The 17,285-nt window shown below is 60.5% G+C and carries 15 protein-coding genes; 13 read left to right on the forward strand and 2 right to left on the reverse strand.

Annotation, left to right across the window (positions count from 1 at the left end):
- Nucleotides 1–24 precede the first annotated feature (24 nt).
- Nucleotides 25–1,458: an aldehyde dehydrogenase family protein gene (locus NFC98_RS07955; RefSeq protein ID WP_254277546.1), complete on the reverse strand. Its 1,434-nt coding sequence runs from the start codon at nt 1,456–1,458 to the stop codon at nt 25–27.
- 271 nt (nt 1,459–1,729) lie between these two features.
- Here NFC98_RS07955 and NFC98_RS07960 point away from each other — a divergent pair, with 271 nt between their 5' ends.
- From NFC98_RS07960 to NFC98_RS07990, 7 genes are all read left to right on the forward strand, one after another.
- The gene (locus NFC98_RS07960) at nt 1,730–2,815 is read left to right on the forward strand and encodes a TRAP transporter substrate-binding protein (RefSeq protein WP_254277547.1); all 1,086 of its coding nucleotides are present in this window, start codon (nt 1,730–1,732) and stop codon (nt 2,813–2,815) included.
- A gap of 46 nt (nt 2,816–2,861) precedes the next feature.
- Nucleotides 2,862–3,431: a TRAP transporter small permease subunit gene (locus tag NFC98_RS07965; protein WP_254277548.1), complete on the forward strand. Its 570-nt coding sequence runs from the start codon at nt 2,862–2,864 to the stop codon at nt 3,429–3,431.
- A gap of 3 nt (nt 3,432–3,434) precedes the next feature.
- A complete protein-coding gene (locus tag NFC98_RS07970; protein WP_254277549.1) occupies nt 3,435–4,763 on the forward strand; it encodes a TRAP transporter large permease subunit in 1,329 nt (442 codons plus the stop codon).
- 63 nt (nt 4,764–4,826) lie between these two features.
- Nucleotides 4,827–6,458 (forward strand): AMP-binding protein, encoded by a 1,632-nt coding sequence (locus NFC98_RS07975; RefSeq protein ID WP_254277550.1) that lies wholly within the window; start codon nt 4,827–4,829, stop codon nt 6,456–6,458.
- 56 nt (nt 6,459–6,514) lie between these two features.
- Nucleotides 6,515–7,135, forward strand: a complete 621-nt coding sequence (locus NFC98_RS07980; protein WP_254277551.1) for a TetR/AcrR family transcriptional regulator — start codon at nt 6,515–6,517, stop codon at nt 7,133–7,135.
- A 5-nt stretch (nt 7,136–7,140) separates the two neighbouring features.
- On the forward strand, nt 7,141–7,911 hold the full coding sequence (locus tag NFC98_RS07985; RefSeq protein WP_254277552.1) for an enoyl-CoA hydratase/isomerase family protein: 771 nt from the start codon (nt 7,141–7,143) through the stop codon (nt 7,909–7,911).
- A gap of 118 nt (nt 7,912–8,029) precedes the next feature.
- Entirely contained in the window at nt 8,030–9,985 is a 1,956-nt protein-coding gene (locus NFC98_RS07990) for an NAD(P)/FAD-dependent oxidoreductase (RefSeq protein ID WP_254277553.1), read from the forward strand.
- Here NFC98_RS07990 and NFC98_RS07995 read toward each other — a convergent pair.
- Nucleotides 9,976–11,658, reverse strand: coding sequence for an amidase (locus NFC98_RS07995; protein WP_254277554.1), 1,683 nt, complete (start codon nt 11,656–11,658; stop codon nt 9,976–9,978). The genes NFC98_RS07990 and NFC98_RS07995 overlap by 10 nt on opposite strands.
- Before the next feature lie 329 nt (nt 11,659–11,987).
- Between NFC98_RS07995 and NFC98_RS08000 the strand changes: the two genes are divergently transcribed.
- The 6 genes from NFC98_RS08000 (at nt 11,988) to NFC98_RS08025 (ending at nt 17,260) form a co-directional block, all read left to right on the forward strand.
- Nucleotides 11,988–12,353, forward strand: coding sequence for a transposase (locus tag NFC98_RS08000; RefSeq protein WP_254277555.1), 366 nt, complete (start codon nt 11,988–11,990; stop codon nt 12,351–12,353).
- Nucleotides 12,354–12,497: 144 nt separating this feature from the next.
- Nucleotides 12,498–12,686, forward strand: coding sequence for a transposase (gene tnpB / locus NFC98_RS08005; protein ID WP_254277556.1), 189 nt, complete (start codon nt 12,498–12,500; stop codon nt 12,684–12,686).
- Nucleotides 12,687–12,766: 80 nt separating this feature from the next.
- Entirely contained in the window at nt 12,767–14,296 is a 1,530-nt protein-coding gene (locus NFC98_RS08010) for an IS66 family transposase (RefSeq protein WP_254277557.1), read from the forward strand.
- 243 nt (nt 14,297–14,539) lie between these two features.
- The gene (locus tag NFC98_RS08015; protein WP_254277558.1) at nt 14,540–15,385 is read left to right on the forward strand and encodes an ABC transporter ATP-binding protein; all 846 of its coding nucleotides are present in this window, start codon (nt 14,540–14,542) and stop codon (nt 15,383–15,385) included.
- A complete protein-coding gene (locus tag NFC98_RS08020) occupies nt 15,382–16,218 on the forward strand; it encodes an ABC transporter permease (protein WP_254277559.1) in 837 nt (278 codons plus the stop codon). The genes NFC98_RS08015 and NFC98_RS08020 overlap by 4 nt, the downstream gene beginning before the upstream one ends.
- A gap of 61 nt (nt 16,219–16,279) precedes the next feature.
- A complete protein-coding gene (locus tag NFC98_RS08025; protein ID WP_254277560.1) occupies nt 16,280–17,260 on the forward strand; it encodes an ABC transporter substrate-binding protein in 981 nt (326 codons plus the stop codon).
- Nucleotides 17,261–17,285 lie beyond the last annotated feature (25 nt).

Genomic DNA, 17,285 nt, shown 5'->3' on the forward strand with positions numbered 1-17,285 from the left:
CGGCCCCCGCGCGTGCCTGGCCTGTCAACCGAAGTGGTTGACGACCGTCTTGGTCGTGCAGAACTCCTCCATAGCGAGGAAACCCTTCTCCCGACCATGGCCACTCTTCTTCACGCCGCCGAAGGGCAGTTCCACGCCGCCTCCGGCGCCGTAGCAGTTGATGAACACCTGGCCCACCGCGAGCCGCTGCGTCATGCGCTGTTGCACGCGGCCATCCCGCGTCCAGATGCTTGCGATCAGCCCGAAATCCGTGTCGTTGGCAAGGTGTACGGCGTCGTCCTCGTCCCGGAAGGGGAGTAACGCGAGCACAGGCCCGAAAACCTCCTCGCGGGCGATGAGATCGTCCCTGGGCACCGGGCCGAGCAGCGTCGGCGGCACGTAGTACCCATCCGGGGAAACGCCCTCCGCGTAGCTTCCCTGGGCGAGCAGGGGGATCTGCGTCTCGGCTGCATGGCTGAGGAAGCGCTCCACGCGGGCCTTCTGCCGAGCACTGATCAGTGGGCCGCAATCGAGGTCCATTGTCGGGTCACCAACCCGCAGTTGCCTGAAACGCTCGGCGAGCCGTTGGGAGACGGTCTCGAAAATGCTCTCCTGGATGAGTACCCGGCTACCGGCTGAGCAGGTCTGCCCAGCGTTCTGCAGTATGGCACTCACCAGCAGGGGCAGGGCCGCTTCCAGATCAGCATCCTCGAAGACAATCTGCGGTGATTTGCCACCCAACTCGAGCACGCAGGGGGCGAAGTGCTCGGCCGCGGCCTTCTGAACCGCAATGCCCGCCTCGGGTGATCCGGTGAAGGCGACGAAGCCGACCCCGGGGTGAGCAGCGAGTGCGGCGCCGGCCTCGGCACCTGTGCCGGTGACTACGTTGATCGCACCGGGGGGAAACCCCACCTGAAGTGCCAGTTCAGCAAGGTACAACACGCTCTGGCAGGCATCCTCCGCCGGCTTGATGACGGTGGCGTTGCCCACCGCCAGAGACGGCGCCAGCGTCCGGCCGAACATCTGCGCTGGGTAATTCCACGGGATGATATGCCCCGTGACACCGAATGGCTCGTGGATGACCGAGACGTTGTAGTTTCTGAGGTAGGGAATGGTGTCACCGTGGAACTTGTCCGCCGCGCCCCCGTAGTACTCGAAGTAGCGCGCCACGGCGGTGACGTCGGCGCGGGCCTGTTTCATCGGTTTCCCAGTATCCCGGGCTTCGATGTTTGCCAGTTCGTCGGCCCCCACAAGAATCCGCTCCGAAAATCGATGGAGCAGGCGACCACGTTCCACGGGCGGCAGCGCGCCCCAGTCACCTGTATAGGCCGCTCGCGCAGAGTCGACTGCATCAGAGACGTCCTTCGCACTGCCACGGCCAATGGTGCCGAACTCTTTGCTGCTGCTGGGCTCCACCACCGGCAGGGTCTCGCCGGACGATGCCTCTCGCCATTCACCGTTGATCAACAGACTCTTCATGGATACCGCTCTCCTCGTACTTGTTTTCTGGTGGCCGTTCCCGCTCCGGGAGCCGCTGGTTTGCTTTCGGTATACACGTAGGTAGATTAATTTACCAACCAGTAAAGTCGTGGTTGACGCCCCGGGCAAGTCGGTATACGTTGATTTCAGGCTGTCGATAACAAATTCAGTATTTCGAAAAGAATGTCGGGCCTGACTCGCCACCTCTGGCGAAGACAACAAGAGTTCCACTCAACCAGCTGATTAATAACGATAAGGTAAGGAGTAGGACATGGGTATTTCACGCCGTGTATTTCTTGGTTCCGCGGCCGGCGGTCTGGCGGTTGCCTCGGGTATGTCGCCGGTATTTGCGCAGCGTGCGCGAGTGCGGTGGAACATGCCCACCTCGTGGCCGTCGGGTCTGCTGCTTCAGGATTCTGCAACCATGTTAGCTAACCGGGTGGCGGAACTTACTGATGGCGAATTCCAGATCCGTGTCCGGCCGGCCGGGGAGCTGGTGCCGCCGCTTGAGGTGTTCAACGCCGTGCAGGCGGGCACCGTCGAGTGTGGCCATAGCTGGAGCGCCTACCTGATCGGCCAGAATCCCGCCCTTATGCTGGAGGCCGGCATTCCGTTCGGCCTCACCACCGAGCAGCATGCCACTTGGCTGCGCGATGCCGGTGGTGCGGAGATGCTCGATGAAGTACATGCCCGCTTCAATGTGAAGTCCTTCCTTGTCGGCGACATCGGCGGTCAGATGATGGGTTGGTTCAACAAAGAGATCAACAGCTTGGAGGACCTCCGTGGGCTGCGTCTGCGCATTGCCGGGCTGGGCGGGCAGATCTTCGAGGATGTGGGTGTCTCTGTGCAACTAATCCCGGTGGGCGAAATGTTGGCAGGGCTGGAACGGGGCGTCATTGACGGTGCCGCCGGGGGGACACCAACAGACAACGTGCGGCTCGGCCTTCACCAGGTTGCCCGCTACTGGTACTACCCGGGCTGGAACTCGCCAAGCGCCGCCATGAGCGCCTACGTGAACAGGGACGCCTGGAACGAACTGCCCGACGACTTCAAGACCGCGTTCGAGACGGCTGCGCTGGCTGCTCACAGTGAACATGTTACGCATTGTCAGGAAATGGACAGGAAGACTATCGCGGAACTTCGCGAAACGCACCCGGAGATCGAGTTCCGCGCCTTGCCTGATGACGTTATGCAGGCAGTGGAGCAAGCGGCCAACCGGCACTTCGACCGGTTCGCCGAAGAGGAGGAGGACTTCGCGCGCATCTTCCCGGAATGGCAGAAGTTCGCCGCTGAAATCCGCTCGGTGCAGGACATGACGGTCTACCCCCTTAACCGTCACAGGAACGTCCACGGCTAGGTTAGCGGGCGCGTTGCACCATGGATGTGGCTGGAGGGGGGGGGACATGGGTTACCTACTTGGGCTGAGCCGCCTGATTGACACATTCAACCGGGGCGTTGCGAGTGTGGCGATCTGGTGCTGTCTCGCCATGATCGTTGTCTCCTTCGGAAATGCATCACTCCGACGCCTGGGGCGCAGCATCGGCGAGAACCTAACCTGGGGGACGGCGCTAGATCTTCAGTGGGTGCTGTTCAGCATGATGTTCCTACTGGTCGGCGGCTACACGATTCTGACGGACTCCAACGTCCGGGTGGATATTGTTCACGCTCGGCTCGGCAAGAAAACCAGAAGCGCCATCGAGGTGTTCGGTGCGGTGTGCTTCATGCTGCCGTTCTCCCTGCTGGTGATCTACATGTCCTGGCCAATGGTGGCCAATGCCATCGCCGTATGGGAGCGCTCGACCCTGCCCGGCGGGATCTCTCCCTGGGCCATTAAGCCACTGGTGCCAATCGCCTTCGTGCTGGTGCTTCTGCAGAGCGTGTCCCACGCGATAAAGCATACGGCATTCATGCTCGGGCGCGGGCCCGATCCCCACGAACCCGACTCTAGAAAAACACTCTCCGAGGCAGACTAAACGATGGATGGCATTCTCGGTCTCGCGATGTTTGCGCTGCTCATGGTGCTGTTGTTCACCGGGTTGCCCGTCGCCTACGTGCTTGGTGGTGTGACCCTGCTGGCCGGCGGCGTGGGCCTGGCTCTGGGCGAGTTCAACTTCTTTTTCCTGCAAGCCCTGCCGCAGCGAATCTTCGGCATCATGCAAAATTTCACGCTCATCGCGATTCCGTTCTTCATCTTTATGGGGCTAATCCTCGAGCGGGCGAAGATCGCCGAAGATCTACTGACCACCGCTGGATTGTTGTTCGGGCGGCTCAAGGGCGGCATCGGTCTCTCGGTGGTGGGTATCGGCGCGCTGCTTGCGGCCAGCACTGGCGTAATCGGCGCCTCGGTGGTTGCCATGGGGCTTATCTCGCTGCCGGTGATGCTGAACTACGGCTACGGCAAGGGAATCGCCAGTGGCATCGTAGTGTCGGCGGGGTCACTCGGCCAGATTCTGCCACCGAGCATTGTTCTGATCGTGCTGGGTGACCAGCTCGGCGTGTCCGTGGTCGACCTCTTCGCAGCAGCCCTAATCCCCGGGCTTATGCTTGTCGGTGCCTACATACTCTTTCTGGCCGGGCTGGCATTTGTCCGGCCCGAGCTGGTGCCGGCGATACCGGAAAGCGAGCGCTCATCGATCAGCACGCTGGAACTGACCAAGCGGGTCCTGCTGGTCATGATTCCGCCGCTGCTGCTGATCGTGGTGGTGCTCGGGAGCATATTCACCGGCTTCGCCACCCCCACCGAGGCAGGCGCGGTAGGTGCCATCGGCGCAATGGTGCTTTGCCTGTTGCGTGGCCAACTCCGCTGGGGGCTGCTGCGACAGGCGCTGGACTCCACCGCTCGATTCACCAGCATGATCCTGTTCATCCTGATCGGGGCGACGGCCTTCGCGCTGGTGTTCCGCGCCCTGGATGGCGACTGGCTGATCCGCGACCTGATGGCGATGATGCCAGGTGGGGCGGCAGGCTTCGTGATCCTGACCTTGCTGGCGATCTTCATTCTTGGCTTCTTCATCGATTTTTTCGAGATCGTCTTCATTCTCGTGCCGGTGCTGCTGCCCGCCGCAGTCATGTACGAGGTCGATCTTATCTGGTACGCCATCCTCATGGCGCTCGTCACCCAAACCTCGTTCCTGACGCCACCGTTCGGCTTTGCGCTGTTCTATCTGCGCGGAGTGGCGCCGAAGGGCATAACAACTATTGATATCTACCGCGGTGTTGTGCCCTTCATCGCCCTACAGGTTGTGGTCGTTGGCATTGTCTATATATTTCCGGAAATCGCGCTCTGGCTTCCTTCAATCCGCTAGTCGATGCGCCTGAGACAGGTAATGGCCTGCCTTGACACTGGTAACCAGTAAGGAGAGAAGTGCATGACCTGGGAGCCCATTACTATCGGAGCCGCTCTTCGGCGTACCGCCGAATCATACCCGGACCGGCCTGCGGTGATTGGTGAACACAGCCGGCTCAGCTTCGGTGAGCTCGACCGCATGGTGGACGAGGTGGCGGCGGGCCTGATCGATGTCGGTATCCAGCACGGTGACAACGTGGCCGTCTGGGTCGCCAACTCCCCGGAGTGGGTCGCGATCTGGATGGCCTGCGCACGTATCGGGGCCGTACTAGTGCCGGTGAATACGCGCTTCAAGACACGAGAAGCCCGCTACGTGCTGCAACAGTCCAATGCCAGCGTGCTGATCATGATGGACCAGTACTGGGATATCGACTTCTTCGCCATGGCGCAGGAGATGGTCCCAGGGCTGGATACCATGGAACCTGGTAGCATTGTCTCGGATGACCTGCCGGCGTTACGTTCCATCATCCTCTGGAACGACGTGGCGCAGCCAGGGACATCCACGCTGAACGCCCTGCGAGAGCGAGGCCGCGGCAACGATGGCCTGGCGCAGCGCGAGGTGGAGGTGTCCGTCGACGATACGGTGATAATCGTCTACACATCCGGCACGACGGGCAACCCCAAAGGGGCTATGCACTCCCACGTGATGCTGCGCAATGCGGCCAATGTGGCCCGCGAAATGCACATCGAGCCCGGCGAGCGCATTCTCGGACACATGCCTTTCTACCATATTGCCGGCACGGTCACCGAGGTGCTGCCATGCATACTGCTCGGCTGTACCCTGGTCACCATGTCCAAGTGGGATCCGGACAAGGCAATGGAGATCATTGCCCGTGAGCGGGTCAACTTCCTTGGCGGCATTCCAACGCATTTTATTGATTGCATTGATGTGCTTCGCAAAAAACCGTATGACACCTCCTGCCTGAAAAGTGCCTGGATCGGTGGCGCGCCGGTGACGCCCGACGTTGCCAGGGCGGCCTTCGAAATCATGCAACTCGATGCCCTCCAGGCGGTCTACGGGATGACCGAAACCACCTCCACCACGGTGCTGAGCGAGTTCGACGCCCCGTTGGAGGTACTGTTCGACAACAAGGGCAAGCCCGTCGGCGAGTTCGAGGTGATCGTGGTTGATGCCCGTAGCGGGGAGAAGTTGCCCGCCGACGCGGTGGGGGAAGTCTGGGTGCGGGGCCACATCGTCATGCAGGGCTATTACCGTAATCCCGAAGCAACCCGCGAGGTGATAACGGAGGATGGCTTCTTCCGGACGGGCGATCTCGGTTGCTTCGACCGCCAAGGGTACCTGAAAATTACCGGTCGGGTGAAGGACATGTTCATCGTTGGCGGGACCAATGCCTATCCTGCCGAAATCGAGCGGATCATCCAGGGCCATGACGCGGTCAAGCAAGCAATCGTGGTGGGTGTGCCGCACCAGCGTCTCGGCGAAGTCGGTTTTGCCTATGTCCAACTTGCGGAGAACGCGGCCCTGACTCGTGACGAGTTGCTGGTGTACTGTAGTAGCAACATGGCCGATTACAAGGTTCCCAGATTCGTGCAGTTCGCCGACGAATTCCCCCGGACACCAACCGGCAAGATACAGCGTTTCGTCCTGGCGGAGCAGGCACGCGAAAAGAGCCGGAACGATAGTGCCGACTGAGGCGGGTGGTGGACGCCCCCGCCCACGGATTGAGCCCAAGGAGTAACAGACGACCGATGGCAATGCGCGACGAAGTGCAGAGTTTCAAGAAGGAACGCATCCTGGAGGTTGCGGCAAGGCTCTTTTATGAACGCGGTTACAGGGGAACCAGCCTTGACGCAATAGCGGAACGGCTGTCGGTCACCAAGCCCTTCATCTACCAGCATTACAGGAACAAGTCGGCTTTGCTGGTGGAAATCTATCTACGGGTGGTTCACCGGTCGGTGGACTGCGTCAGCCGGTCGCGCCGGACCTCGGGGTCGCCGACTGCGCGAATTCGGCGTTTTGCGGACGAGTACACGCGCCTGGTGATCGCTGAGCAGCGGACAACAGCCATCTTCTTCCGGGAAGAGAACAACATCCCCGATGAGTACAAAGACGAGATCAATGCACTGAAGGGCCGCTTTGACAATGAGCTCTCTGCCCTTATCCAGGAGGGCGCCGACAGCGGTGAGTTCCATATCGCCGATGTTCGTATGGCGACACTGGCCATCGTCGGGATGATCAGCTGGATCTACACCTGGTACCGGCCGCACGGCCGCCTGTCGGAGACCGGGCTTGCCGACAGGATGGTCATGTTCACAGAGCGCATCGTCGGTGTTCTGCCCGCCGACGCCGCGGAAGCCGGGAGGCCTTGAGGCATATGGGCATCGAGGTGTTTCAGGGGGGCGGCGGCATCGCACGCATCACGATCGATAACCCGTCGCGTCGTAACGCGCTGGATATCACCATGTTCCGGGATCTGGCGGATGCCTGGCGTGTGCTCGACGCGGATCGCTCGGTGCGCTGCGTGATACTGAGGGGCTCCGGCGAGGAGGCCTTCTGCTCCGGCGCCGACCTCTCTGTGGACTGGGACGCATGCCAGGACCGGGATGTTCTCATCGACCAGGCGCTGCTGAAGAGCCGGGTTTTCAGCAAGCCCATCATCGCTGCAATCAACGGCCACTGCGTTGCCGGGGGCTTCGAGCTGGCGCTTGCGGCCGATATCCGGGTCGCCCGAACGGACGCCCGCTTCGGGCTGCCGGAGGTGCGGTGGGGTATCTTCCCTTCCGGTGGGGGGGCGCTCAAGCTGACCCGACAGATACCGCGCGCACTGGCGATGGAACTGCTGCTCACCGGCAGGTTGATCAGCGCCGAGCGTGCCTGCGAGTCGGGTTTCCTCAACGCCGTCGTGGCCTCATCAGCGCTCGACGACTGGGCGCTCTCCGCCGCCGAGGCGATCTGCTCGAACAGTCCTGCGGCGGTGCAGGCCGTCAGGGCATTCTGCGCCGGGCTTGAGCTGGGTGATCCGGCGTCGTCAGCACAGGCGCTCCGCGAACAGACCTGCGTTGACCGGGTCCGAGAGAGTGGTGACTGGCGTGAGGGCGTCGCGGCTTTTCTCGAGAAACGCACGCCCGACTACCCGGACCGCTGAACAATATAATGGCTGCCGTTGCAGGACGCTGCTGCGCCAATTTGGTACCGAAATCTACCGAAGGGTATAATTTACTACCTACTGGTTGTGCCAGCATGTCACCGGCACTGGAGAGACCATGACGACCGAAACGCACAACAACAAGGCTGAACTCGGCGAGGCGCTCCGCGCCGCGAACATTCCGTCGCTGCTGATGACACTGTTCCAGTTGACCGGTGATGACAAGTGGCTGCGCGCCCCCTACAAACCCACCAAGAACCGGGGCCTGGGCGATCATCGCACCGGTGGGCTACCCGAGCAGCGCCAGGAGGAGATACGCGCTGCTGCCGGCACGGCAATCGCCGAGTGCCTGAACGGAGCGCGTGCACGGGTGCCATCACCAGACACCACGCTGCTGCATCGGATGATGGAAGTGTGCATGGGGGAGGAGGTGCCGCCAGACTACATCCCCATGGTGGCCTCCCAGATGGGCTTCGGTGCCGACGGCACGGAAGCCGGGCCAGGCTCACCCGATAGTGTCGCTGATGCTGGACTGACCGTGATCATCGGTGCGGGTGTCTCCGGTCTCCTGGCTGCGTTGCGCCTGAAACAACTGGGACTGCCGTTCGTGATACTTGAGCGGCAGAGCGACGTCGGCGGCAACTGGCTCGGTAACCGCTACCCCGGCTGCGGCGTCGACACACCCAGTTACCTGTATTCGTATTCGTTCTTCCAACGCGACTGGTCGACGCATTTTGCCAAACGCGACGAAGTCATGACGTACCTGCGGGACATGGCTAATGAGCATGGCCTGCTCCAGTACATCCGGTTCGGCGTGGACGTGGCAGCCGCGCGATACAACGAGACGGCACGGCGTTGGCAACTCGAGTTGCAGCCCCGGGACGGGGATGCCTACACTCTGGAAGCCTGTTTCGTCATCTCCGCCGTGGGGCTGTTCCACACACCGAAGGTGCCGGCGTTCCCTGGGCTGGAGCAATTCCAGGGAGCGATCTTCCATTCGGCGACCTGGCCGGATGATCTGGATATTAGCAAAAAGCGCGTTGCTATCGTCGGAACCGGGGCCAGCGCCATGCAGATCGTGCCGGCGATCGCCAATAAGGTGGCGGAACTGCATGTCTACCAGCGCTCACCGCAGTGGATTGCGCCCAGTGACGAATACTTCCAGCCGCTGGAGTCGGGCCATCACTGGCTGGTGAATAACGTCCCCTACTACTACAACTGGTATCGGTTCCGGCTCGCTTGGACCTGGACTGACAAGATCTACCCGGCGCTCCAGAAAGACCCGGACTGGCCGCATCCGGAACGTTCGATGAACGCCATCAACGACGGCCATCGGGAGTTCTTCACGAAATACATGATGGATATGCTCGACGGCCGGGATGATCTGCTGCGCAAGGCGCTGCCGGATTACCCACCCTTTGGCAAGCGGATTCTCCTCGACAACGGCTGGTTCACGACACTTCGCAAGCCGCACGTCTCGCTGCACGCCGAGGCCGTGTCCGGTTTCACCAAGACGGGTATCACCTCGGCCAGCGGCGAGCATGTGGAGGTGGATGTCATTGTCTTGTGCACCGGCTTCGAAGCGCAAAATTTCGCCCAGACGGTGGATTTCCGCGGTCGTGGCAATGTTGCCCTACGGGATGCCTGGGACGGGGATAATGCCCGTGCCTACCTGGGTATCGCCACACCGGGCTTCCCAAACCTGTTCTTCATGTACGGCCCCAACACCAATCCGATCGGCGGCAGCTACATCAGTATTGCCGAATGTCAGGTGAATTACATTGGCAACCTGCTGGACCGCGTGCGGGAGCAGGGCGCCGATGCGGTGGAAATCCGCAAGGATGTGCATGATGCCTACAACAGGGACGTGGACAGCATTCACGAGGGCATGGTGTGGGCCCACCGGGGCATGCAGACCTATTACCGGAACAGCCGGGGGCGCGTAGTGACAAACATCCCCTGGCGCTTCGTGGAATACTGGAACATGACGCGTACCGCCGATTTGTCCGAGTATGTCGTCGAACCCGCGGACAGCAACAGGGCTGCCCTTGCGCCGCAGCGCCATCACGGCTGATGCCGATGCCAGTCCGTTGCACTCTGGTAGGCGGCACCGGCCGCCGCCAGTTCCAGCTCTGAAAATGGGTGGCCGACCAACTGGAAACCGACCGGGATGGGCTTTCCCGCAGGCGATCGCATGAACCCGCAAGGCAAGGTGATTGCGGGCAGCCCGAGGTAATTGAAGGGGCGCGTCAATCGGGTCAACGCCGCCATGTCGGCCCGATCTATCGAAGGTTTGCCCGCCTGCCAAGTGATTGATGGTGTCGGCATGGCGATCACCGGAGTGTGCAGCATGTCCACATACGCCATGACCTGATCTAGGAATTCGGCCAGACGCAGTCCGCGCAGGCCGATGGCCTGATTGTAGGCGACGGCGGGAATACCGAGACCGAGCTGCAGTCGCCTGCGGATCGCACGCGAGTAGGCATGGGGTCGGGTTTGCAACGACGTCAGGTGCACCGTGGCTGCCTCGGCCTGTAACGTGACGGCGGCGAGCGCATTGAGTTCGTCGTAGTCGAAATGCGGTACCGGCACGAGGTCAGCGCCGAGTTCCCGCAGCGCCTTGAGGCTGTCGTCAAGCAGGGCCTGGGCATCGTGGTGGAGGTAATCCCGGAAAAACCCTTCCGGCACGCCAATACGGCGCCCCGCCAGCGAGACGCAGCCGCCGACGGCCAGCGCGCTCCCCATGGGGTGCTTGCTGCTGGTTGCGTCGCGCGGATCATGCCCTGCAATGGCTTCAAGTAGCAGCGCACAGTCCCCGGCAGTGCGGCCAAGCACGCCGACGTGATCGCAAGAGAAACTCACAGGAAGCACCCCGTGCCGACTGACGCGCCCATAGGTCGGTTTGATGCCGGTGACACCGCAGAGGGCAGCCGGAATGCGAACGGATCCACCGGTGTCCGACCCCAGCGAGCCGAAGACTGCCCCGCAAGCCACCGCAACGGCGCTGCCGCTCGATGAACCGCCGGTGATCACGGTTTCATCCCAGGGGTTGCGGCACGGACCGATGTGGCATTCAAGGCCTGAGGGGTCAAGGGCGGCCTCGGTGGTGTGCAGTTGGCCCAGATCAACAGCGCCGGCGGCATCGAGACGCTCAAGTACGGTGGCCGTCGCGTTGGGCACGAATCCGCGTCGCGCCGCCGCACCGCTTGTGCTTTCCCGACCGGCACGACCATAAAGCGCCTTATGTGCCAGCGGAATGCCCAGCAACGGGGAATCCGCCTGACCCGCCTGGCGACGCCTATCGGCGCAGCGTGCCGCCACGAGGGCCGCCTCCTCGTCAACGGCGATGACGGCATTGAGGTCGCGACCAATGGTGTCGAGGCGTTTGAGCGAGTCGATGGTCAGTTCAGTCGCAGAGACCTCCCCGCGCCGCATTGCCTCGGCAGCAGCCGTCAGCCCGAACTCCGGCCTCGTATAGGCGGGTTCCGGTCGGACTCGCTCTGAGGGCCCGGTCCCGTCCGGTGTAACGTCCTGCGGATGTGCCCTCTGCGCCATCACAACCGCGAAATCCGACGGCTCCGATAGCGGCCAGGGGGCTTGCCATGCATGATCGAGCTGGTCGTGCCAACTCCGCAAGGCGCTACTCTGGTGACCACAGTCGGACGAGGACAGGTCTAGACCAAACCAGGAGTCCGCAAGGCCGATGGCATCTCGCAGGTGAGTATCGTCTTCACGTCGGTCGGACATCGGGACACACCTTTGCTGAATCAGCCGTGCCTTGCCCCTGCTAATATGCAGGCAGCGGGTTTCGCGGGTCAGTGCAAGAAGGAAAATCGACATGACTATTTTTAGGATTTTCCTGCTTGTATGTAAAGCAGCATGTATGAAGTGGTCTAATTGGAGCGGACACCCCTGTCAAGCGACAGCAGAAAGTCCCCCCTCTGATCCTCTCGCTACCTGCTCGTGATGGTGGATGGAATCGGGCTTTATCGTAACCGGCCGCTGAACACACCTTCCGCGGAAGGCCTTGTGCGGTGACATTAGGTGCCCACGTAACAATAGATGGGCACCTATTCATGACACCCCCAAGCACCGAACGTGAGATCCGTCGCCGCCGTCGCTACGCCCCGTCGTTCAAGGCCAAGATCGTCGCGGCCTGCCTGGAGGGCGACGCTTCAATTGCCCAGGTCGCGTTGCAGCATGGGCTCAACACCAACCTCGTCCAGACCTGGATCCGTAAGGCCAAGCGGCAGAGCCAACTGCCGGCCGTGCCGGATTTTGTGCCCCTGCCGGTGCCGCCATCAGCCGACCTGCCAACGCCACCTGCCACTGCCAGCGAGATCTGCATTGAGCTGCCCTCATCACAGGGCACGATCACCGTGCGGTGGCCCGTCGCCGAGGCGGCTCAGTGTGCCCACTGGCTAAAGGGGCTGCTGGGATGATCCGCATCGACGAGATCTGGCTGGCCACCGAGCCGCTGGACATGCGCGCCGGCCCGGACACGGCCCTGGCTCGCGTGGTTAAGGTGTTCGTCGCGGCGCGCCCGCACTGTGCCTATCTCTTCACCAACCGGCGCGGCAAACCGCATGAAGGTACTGATTCACGATGGCCTGGGCGTCTGGCTATGTGCCCGGCGCTTGAACCAGGGCAAGTTCCACTGGGCCGGTAACTGGCATGGCGATCGCGTCGCGCTCTGCCCCGAGCAGGTGACGGCGCTGGTTCAAGGACTGCCCTGGCAGCGTCTCGGCGCCGGCGGAGTGATCTCCGTCGTGTGATCCGCGGCACAGACGTGGCGGCCCGGCTATTCGCGGATGCGCTAATCCCGCTGTCAGCGTCGGGCTGGCATACTTGTCGGATGACCACGTCGCCCGATCTGTCTCAGCTCTCTCCCGATCAGCTCCGCCACCTGGCGGCAACGCTGATGTCGCAGGTGGAGGAAAAGGATAAAGCCCTCCGCCACAACGAGCAGGTCAACCAGAAGCTGACCTATGAACTGGCATTGCTCAAGCGCCACGCCTTCGGCAAGCGCAGCGAGCAGCTCAACGTCCTGCAGATCAGCCTGCTGGAGGAGGTGGTAGATGCCGACATCGCTGCCATCGAGACCAAGTTGGAAGACCTGAAGCTCGCCTCCACGCCGCCGGCGGCCAAGAAGGCCCCCAAGCGCGCTCCCTTGCCCCCCGAACTGCAGCGCACCGAGATCCACCATGACCCGGAGAGCGAACATTGCGCCTGCGGCTGCCAGCTGCGGCGGATCGGCGAAGAGAGCAGCGAGAAGCTCGACTACACGCCGGGCGTGTTTCACGTCGAGCGGCATATCCGTGGCAAGTGGGTCTGCGACCAGTGCGAGACGCTGACCCAGGCGCCGATGCCGGCCCAGATCATCGACAAGGGCATCCCCACCGCCGGCCCGCTGGCCCAAGTGTTGATCGCCAAATATGCCGATCACCTGCCGCTCTATCGTCAGGCGCAGATCTTTGCCCGCACCGGCGTGGCGATTCAGCGCTCTACCCTGGCCGAATGGGTCGGCATCTGCGGCGTGCGACTCCAACCACTGATCGATGCGCTACGCGACCTGCTGCTCAGCGAGCCGGTGCTGCATGCCGACGAGACGCCGGTGCCGATGCTGGCCCCGGGCAAGAAGAGAACCCACCACGCCTACCTCTGGGCCTATGCCACTTCGCCCTATGCCGGGTTGAAGGCGGTAGTCTACGACTTCAGCGAGGGGCGCGGCGGCCAGCATGCCCGCGACTTCCTTGGCGACTGGCGGGGCAAGCTGGTCTGCGGCGACTACAGCGGCTACAAGCAGAGCTTTGCCAACGGCGTCACCGAAATCGGCTGCATGGCCCACGCCCGGCGCAAGTTCGTCGATCTGCACGTGGCCGACAAGAGCCAGATCGCCGGTCAGGCCATCGAGCTGATCGGTCAGCTCTACCAGGTGGAGCGCGAGCCCCAGTCACTGAGCGCTGAAGAGCGCCAACGGCTGCGGGAGACACGAGCAAAGCCCATCGCCGGCGCGCTGCACCGCTGGATGTTGGCTCACAGAGAGAAAGTGCCGAACGGCTCGGCGACAGCGAAAGCGCTGGATTACAGCCTGAAGCGTTGGGCGGCGCTGACGCGCTACCTCGACGATGGCGGGTTGCCGATCGATAACAACCGGGTCGAGAACCTGATTCGCCCCTGGGCGTTGGGTCGCAGCAACTGGCTATTCGCCGGATCACTGCGCAGTGGCCAGCGTGCCGCCACCATCATGAGCCTGATCCAGTGCGCCAAGCTGAATGGCCATGAGCCCTACGCCTACCTGAAGGATGTGCTGGAACGGCTGCCGAGCCAGAAGGCCAGTCAGCTCTACGAACTCCTGCCTCACAGCTGGCAGCATACCGCCTGATCACTGACAACCGGTGATGCCCGTTTGCTTACATCTTTCCTGCCTCTCTGCCGGCATGGTGCATACACGGAGGGATTCTGCACCATGGGCGGGCGTGGCGTTGTCAATGCCAAAAACCCCCAAGCCGGCATTTTCTCACCTAACGCGCTGATTATTTCCAATTAATACCTTCCTGGCATCAAAAGTGCTGAGTGTTTTGCATTCATAATTCTTTGCACTTGCTAACCTGAAGGAGGGTCACCAATGAATGCCCCTATATCCCATTCGGCCACGCTGCCTGAACAGAAGCGTAGTCCATTGCCACTGCGAGAAAGTGTCATTTCCCTGGAAGGTGTAAAGAAAACCTTTACGAGTTCCAATAGTGAGAGTGTTGAGGTCATCGAAGACATTACCTTGGATATCAAGCAGGAGGAGTTTGTCAGCATCGTTGGGCCGAGCGGCTGCGGGAAAAGCACGATGTTTAATATTATTGCAAGCCTTCTCGAGCCAAGCGACGGCAGCATCACTCTACGTGGAAGTGATCCGAACTGCGGCGCTCGGATCGGCTACATGCTACAGCGTGACCTGCTGTTCCCTTGGAGAACTATCATCGATAACGTGTGCCTGGGCCTCGAGATACAGGGCATGCCCAAGGCGAGACGCTATGAGATGGCCAGGGATCAACTGGCACGATACGGACTTGCTGATTTTGCCGAACAGTATCCCAGCACTCTGTCAGGAGGAATGCGGCAGCGGGTTGCATTGATACGCACACTGATTACTGAGCCGGACCTGATTCTTCTTGATGAGCCTTTTTCGGCTCTTGATTACCAGACCCGTCTTGTGCTGGAAGAAGAAATTGTCTCAATTCTTAAAGAGAACCATAAGACAGTTGTACTGATTACGCACGATATCGGTGAAGCTATTGCTATGTCGGATCGCGTAGCCGTGATGACTCAGCGACCGACATCAGTCAAAAAAATTTACGATGTAGGACTCTCTCGTGAGCTCGGTTCATGTCTCAAGGCTCGCAGTGATGCTCGATACCAAACCTTTTTCGATCGGATCTGGGATGACTTGGACATCCAGATTACCGGGGGTGATTCATGAGCGAGTCTCAGCTTCATACGCATGTAATCCGAGCCGGTAGTGTCAAGGAGAATAGCGAGAGCTTATCCGGTAATACACTATTGACCGATAATCTTTTTCGCAGTGCGGGATTAGCGTTGGTGATCGTTATCTGGCAGTTAGGAGTGAATCTTGGCTGGATCAACTCCTTCCTCATGGGCTCACCCGTGGGAATTGCAGGCGAGGCCTGGCGGCTCATTCAATCCGGACAGTTGCTGAACGATACTGTTGCTACCGTCTATGCGACTGTTGTCGGGTTCCTGATGGGCAGCATCCTTGGCTCGATTGCCGGTTTGCTGCTTTGGTTCTCGCGCACCACGGCACGCATCATTGATCCATTCATGGTGGCGCTCAATGGTCTGCCGAAGATTGCGTTGGCACCGATGATCATCATCTGGTTTGGCTCGGGCATGTTTTCGAAGATAATGCTGGCATTTGTTGCCACCTTTGTTGTTGCGTTGCTTTCCGCCTATCAGGGTACTCACCAGATAGACCGTAACCTGATCAATCTGATGCGCTCGTTGGGTGCCAGTCGTCGTGAAATCTTTTCCAAGGTGGTGGCACCAGCGACCTTGCCGTGGATCATTTCTGCATTTCGGTTGAATATCGGTTTTGCACTGATTGCCGAAATCGGAGGGGAATTCATCTCGTCAGATCGTGGCCTCGGGAGAATGATCTTCGTCGCTGGCAACCTCTTCAATCTAAATGTCGTGTGGGTTGGTGTCATCATGCTGATGATTGTTGCCATCGTGCTGTACATCATTGTCTCACAAGTTGAGAAGCGTCTCTTGCCATGGGAAAAGGGGCAGAAGTAAGTAGTTTTGCTGTATCAGCAAGATTTAGCGTAGTTTCACATAAACAAAGGGGTATTATAAAATGAGTCACTCTTCATCCTACAAAGGTGTCGTCCTGGGCACAGGCCTGCTGGCAATGAGTGCTTCCTTCAGCACTCAGGCCGACGAGATGGATACCATCCTGATCAACGAGGCTTTTCATTCGTTGCTCTATCTTCCCGTCTATGTGGCCAAGCACGAGGGGCTGTTCAATAATCACAATATCGATGTGCCGGTGGTGCGCTCTGCCGGCTCCGGTCCGGCCGCGCTGGCCTCGGTGCTTTCCGGTGAGTCGCAGTTCTCGGTGCATGGTCCGGAACATGTCGGCTTTGCTCAAGAGCAGGGTGGCAGTGGTAAGGCTATCAGTGCAGTGGCTAACAGTGCGCCGGTGTGGGTGCTTGCCCACCCAGACCTGGGTTACTCCTCGCCTGCAGACCTCGAGGGCAAGGAAGTCGTGGTAGGGTTGGCACCGGGCACTTCCAACACCCTGATCAGGCGTCTGATCGAGGATGCCGGTCTCAACGGTGAAGTGACTGTCACCGAGGTTCAGAACGGATCCGAGCTTGGCCCGGTACTGTCCGGCCGAGGCGATATTGCCGTCGCCTACCAGCCTCAGGTGGAGCAGGGCATCTCGCAGGGGCTGGAGATCATCCATGCATTTACGGATGATTATCCTGAGTATGCGTTTTCGACTATCAACACCTCGCAGGAGATGATTGATAACAACCCCGACCTGGTCGTGCGTTTCGTGAGTGCCATCAATGACTCTCTATCACTGATCCATTCCGATGCCGAAATCGCGAAGGCGGTAGCTCGACTGGAGTTCGGTGACCTGCAGGGTGATGTCGTGGATGCTGCGGTACAGCGCATGATCGACAATAACGTTTATCCTGAGAGCGTTATGATCACCGAAGACGCCTTCGCTAACGCCATCGAGATGCAGCAATTCGTGGGCAATATCCAAGGAGAGATGTACTACGAGGATATTGTCGATATCTCATTTGCAAGTGATGTCTTGGAATAAACACCACAACTGCGTAACCACGGGT

Source organism: Halomonas sp. 3H, assembly GCF_024206005.1.
GTDB classification, from domain to species: domain Bacteria; phylum Pseudomonadota; class Gammaproteobacteria; order Pseudomonadales; family Halomonadaceae; genus Halomonas; species Halomonas campaniensis.

Coding starts and splice junctions, on each gene's coding strand:
- tnpB (WP_254277556.1), top strand. CDS start 12,498: ATGAAGGTACTGATTCACGATGGCCTGGGCGTCTGGCTATGTGCCCGG.
- NFC98_RS07980 (WP_254277551.1), top strand. CDS start 6,515: ATGGCAATGCGCGACGAAGTGCAGAGTTTCAAGAAGGAACGCATCCTG.
- NFC98_RS08015 (WP_254277558.1), top strand. CDS start 14,540: ATGAATGCCCCTATATCCCATTCGGCCACGCTGCCTGAACAGAAGCGT.
- NFC98_RS08000 (WP_254277555.1), top strand. CDS start 11,988: ATGACACCCCCAAGCACCGAACGTGAGATCCGTCGCCGCCGTCGCTAC.
- NFC98_RS07990 (WP_254277553.1), top strand. CDS start 8,030: ATGACGACCGAAACGCACAACAACAAGGCTGAACTCGGCGAGGCGCTC.
- NFC98_RS08020 (WP_254277559.1), top strand. CDS start 15,382: ATGAGCGAGTCTCAGCTTCATACGCATGTAATCCGAGCCGGTAGTGTC.
- NFC98_RS08025 (WP_254277560.1), top strand. CDS start 16,280: ATGAGTCACTCTTCATCCTACAAAGGTGTCGTCCTGGGCACAGGCCTG.
- NFC98_RS07985 (WP_254277552.1), top strand. CDS start 7,141: ATGGGCATCGAGGTGTTTCAGGGGGGCGGCGGCATCGCACGCATCACG.
- NFC98_RS07995 (WP_254277554.1), bottom strand. CDS start 11,658: ATGTCCGACCGACGTGAAGACGATACTCACCTGCGAGATGCCATCGGC.
- NFC98_RS07955 (WP_254277546.1), bottom strand. CDS start 1,458: ATGAAGAGTCTGTTGATCAACGGTGAATGGCGAGAGGCATCGTCCGGC.
- NFC98_RS08010 (WP_254277557.1), top strand. CDS start 12,767: ATGACCACGTCGCCCGATCTGTCTCAGCTCTCTCCCGATCAGCTCCGC.
- NFC98_RS07970 (WP_254277549.1), top strand. CDS start 3,435: ATGGATGGCATTCTCGGTCTCGCGATGTTTGCGCTGCTCATGGTGCTG.
- NFC98_RS07965 (WP_254277548.1), top strand. CDS start 2,862: ATGGGTTACCTACTTGGGCTGAGCCGCCTGATTGACACATTCAACCGG.
- NFC98_RS07975 (WP_254277550.1), top strand. CDS start 4,827: ATGACCTGGGAGCCCATTACTATCGGAGCCGCTCTTCGGCGTACCGCC.
- NFC98_RS07960 (WP_254277547.1), top strand. CDS start 1,730: ATGGGTATTTCACGCCGTGTATTTCTTGGTTCCGCGGCCGGCGGTCTG.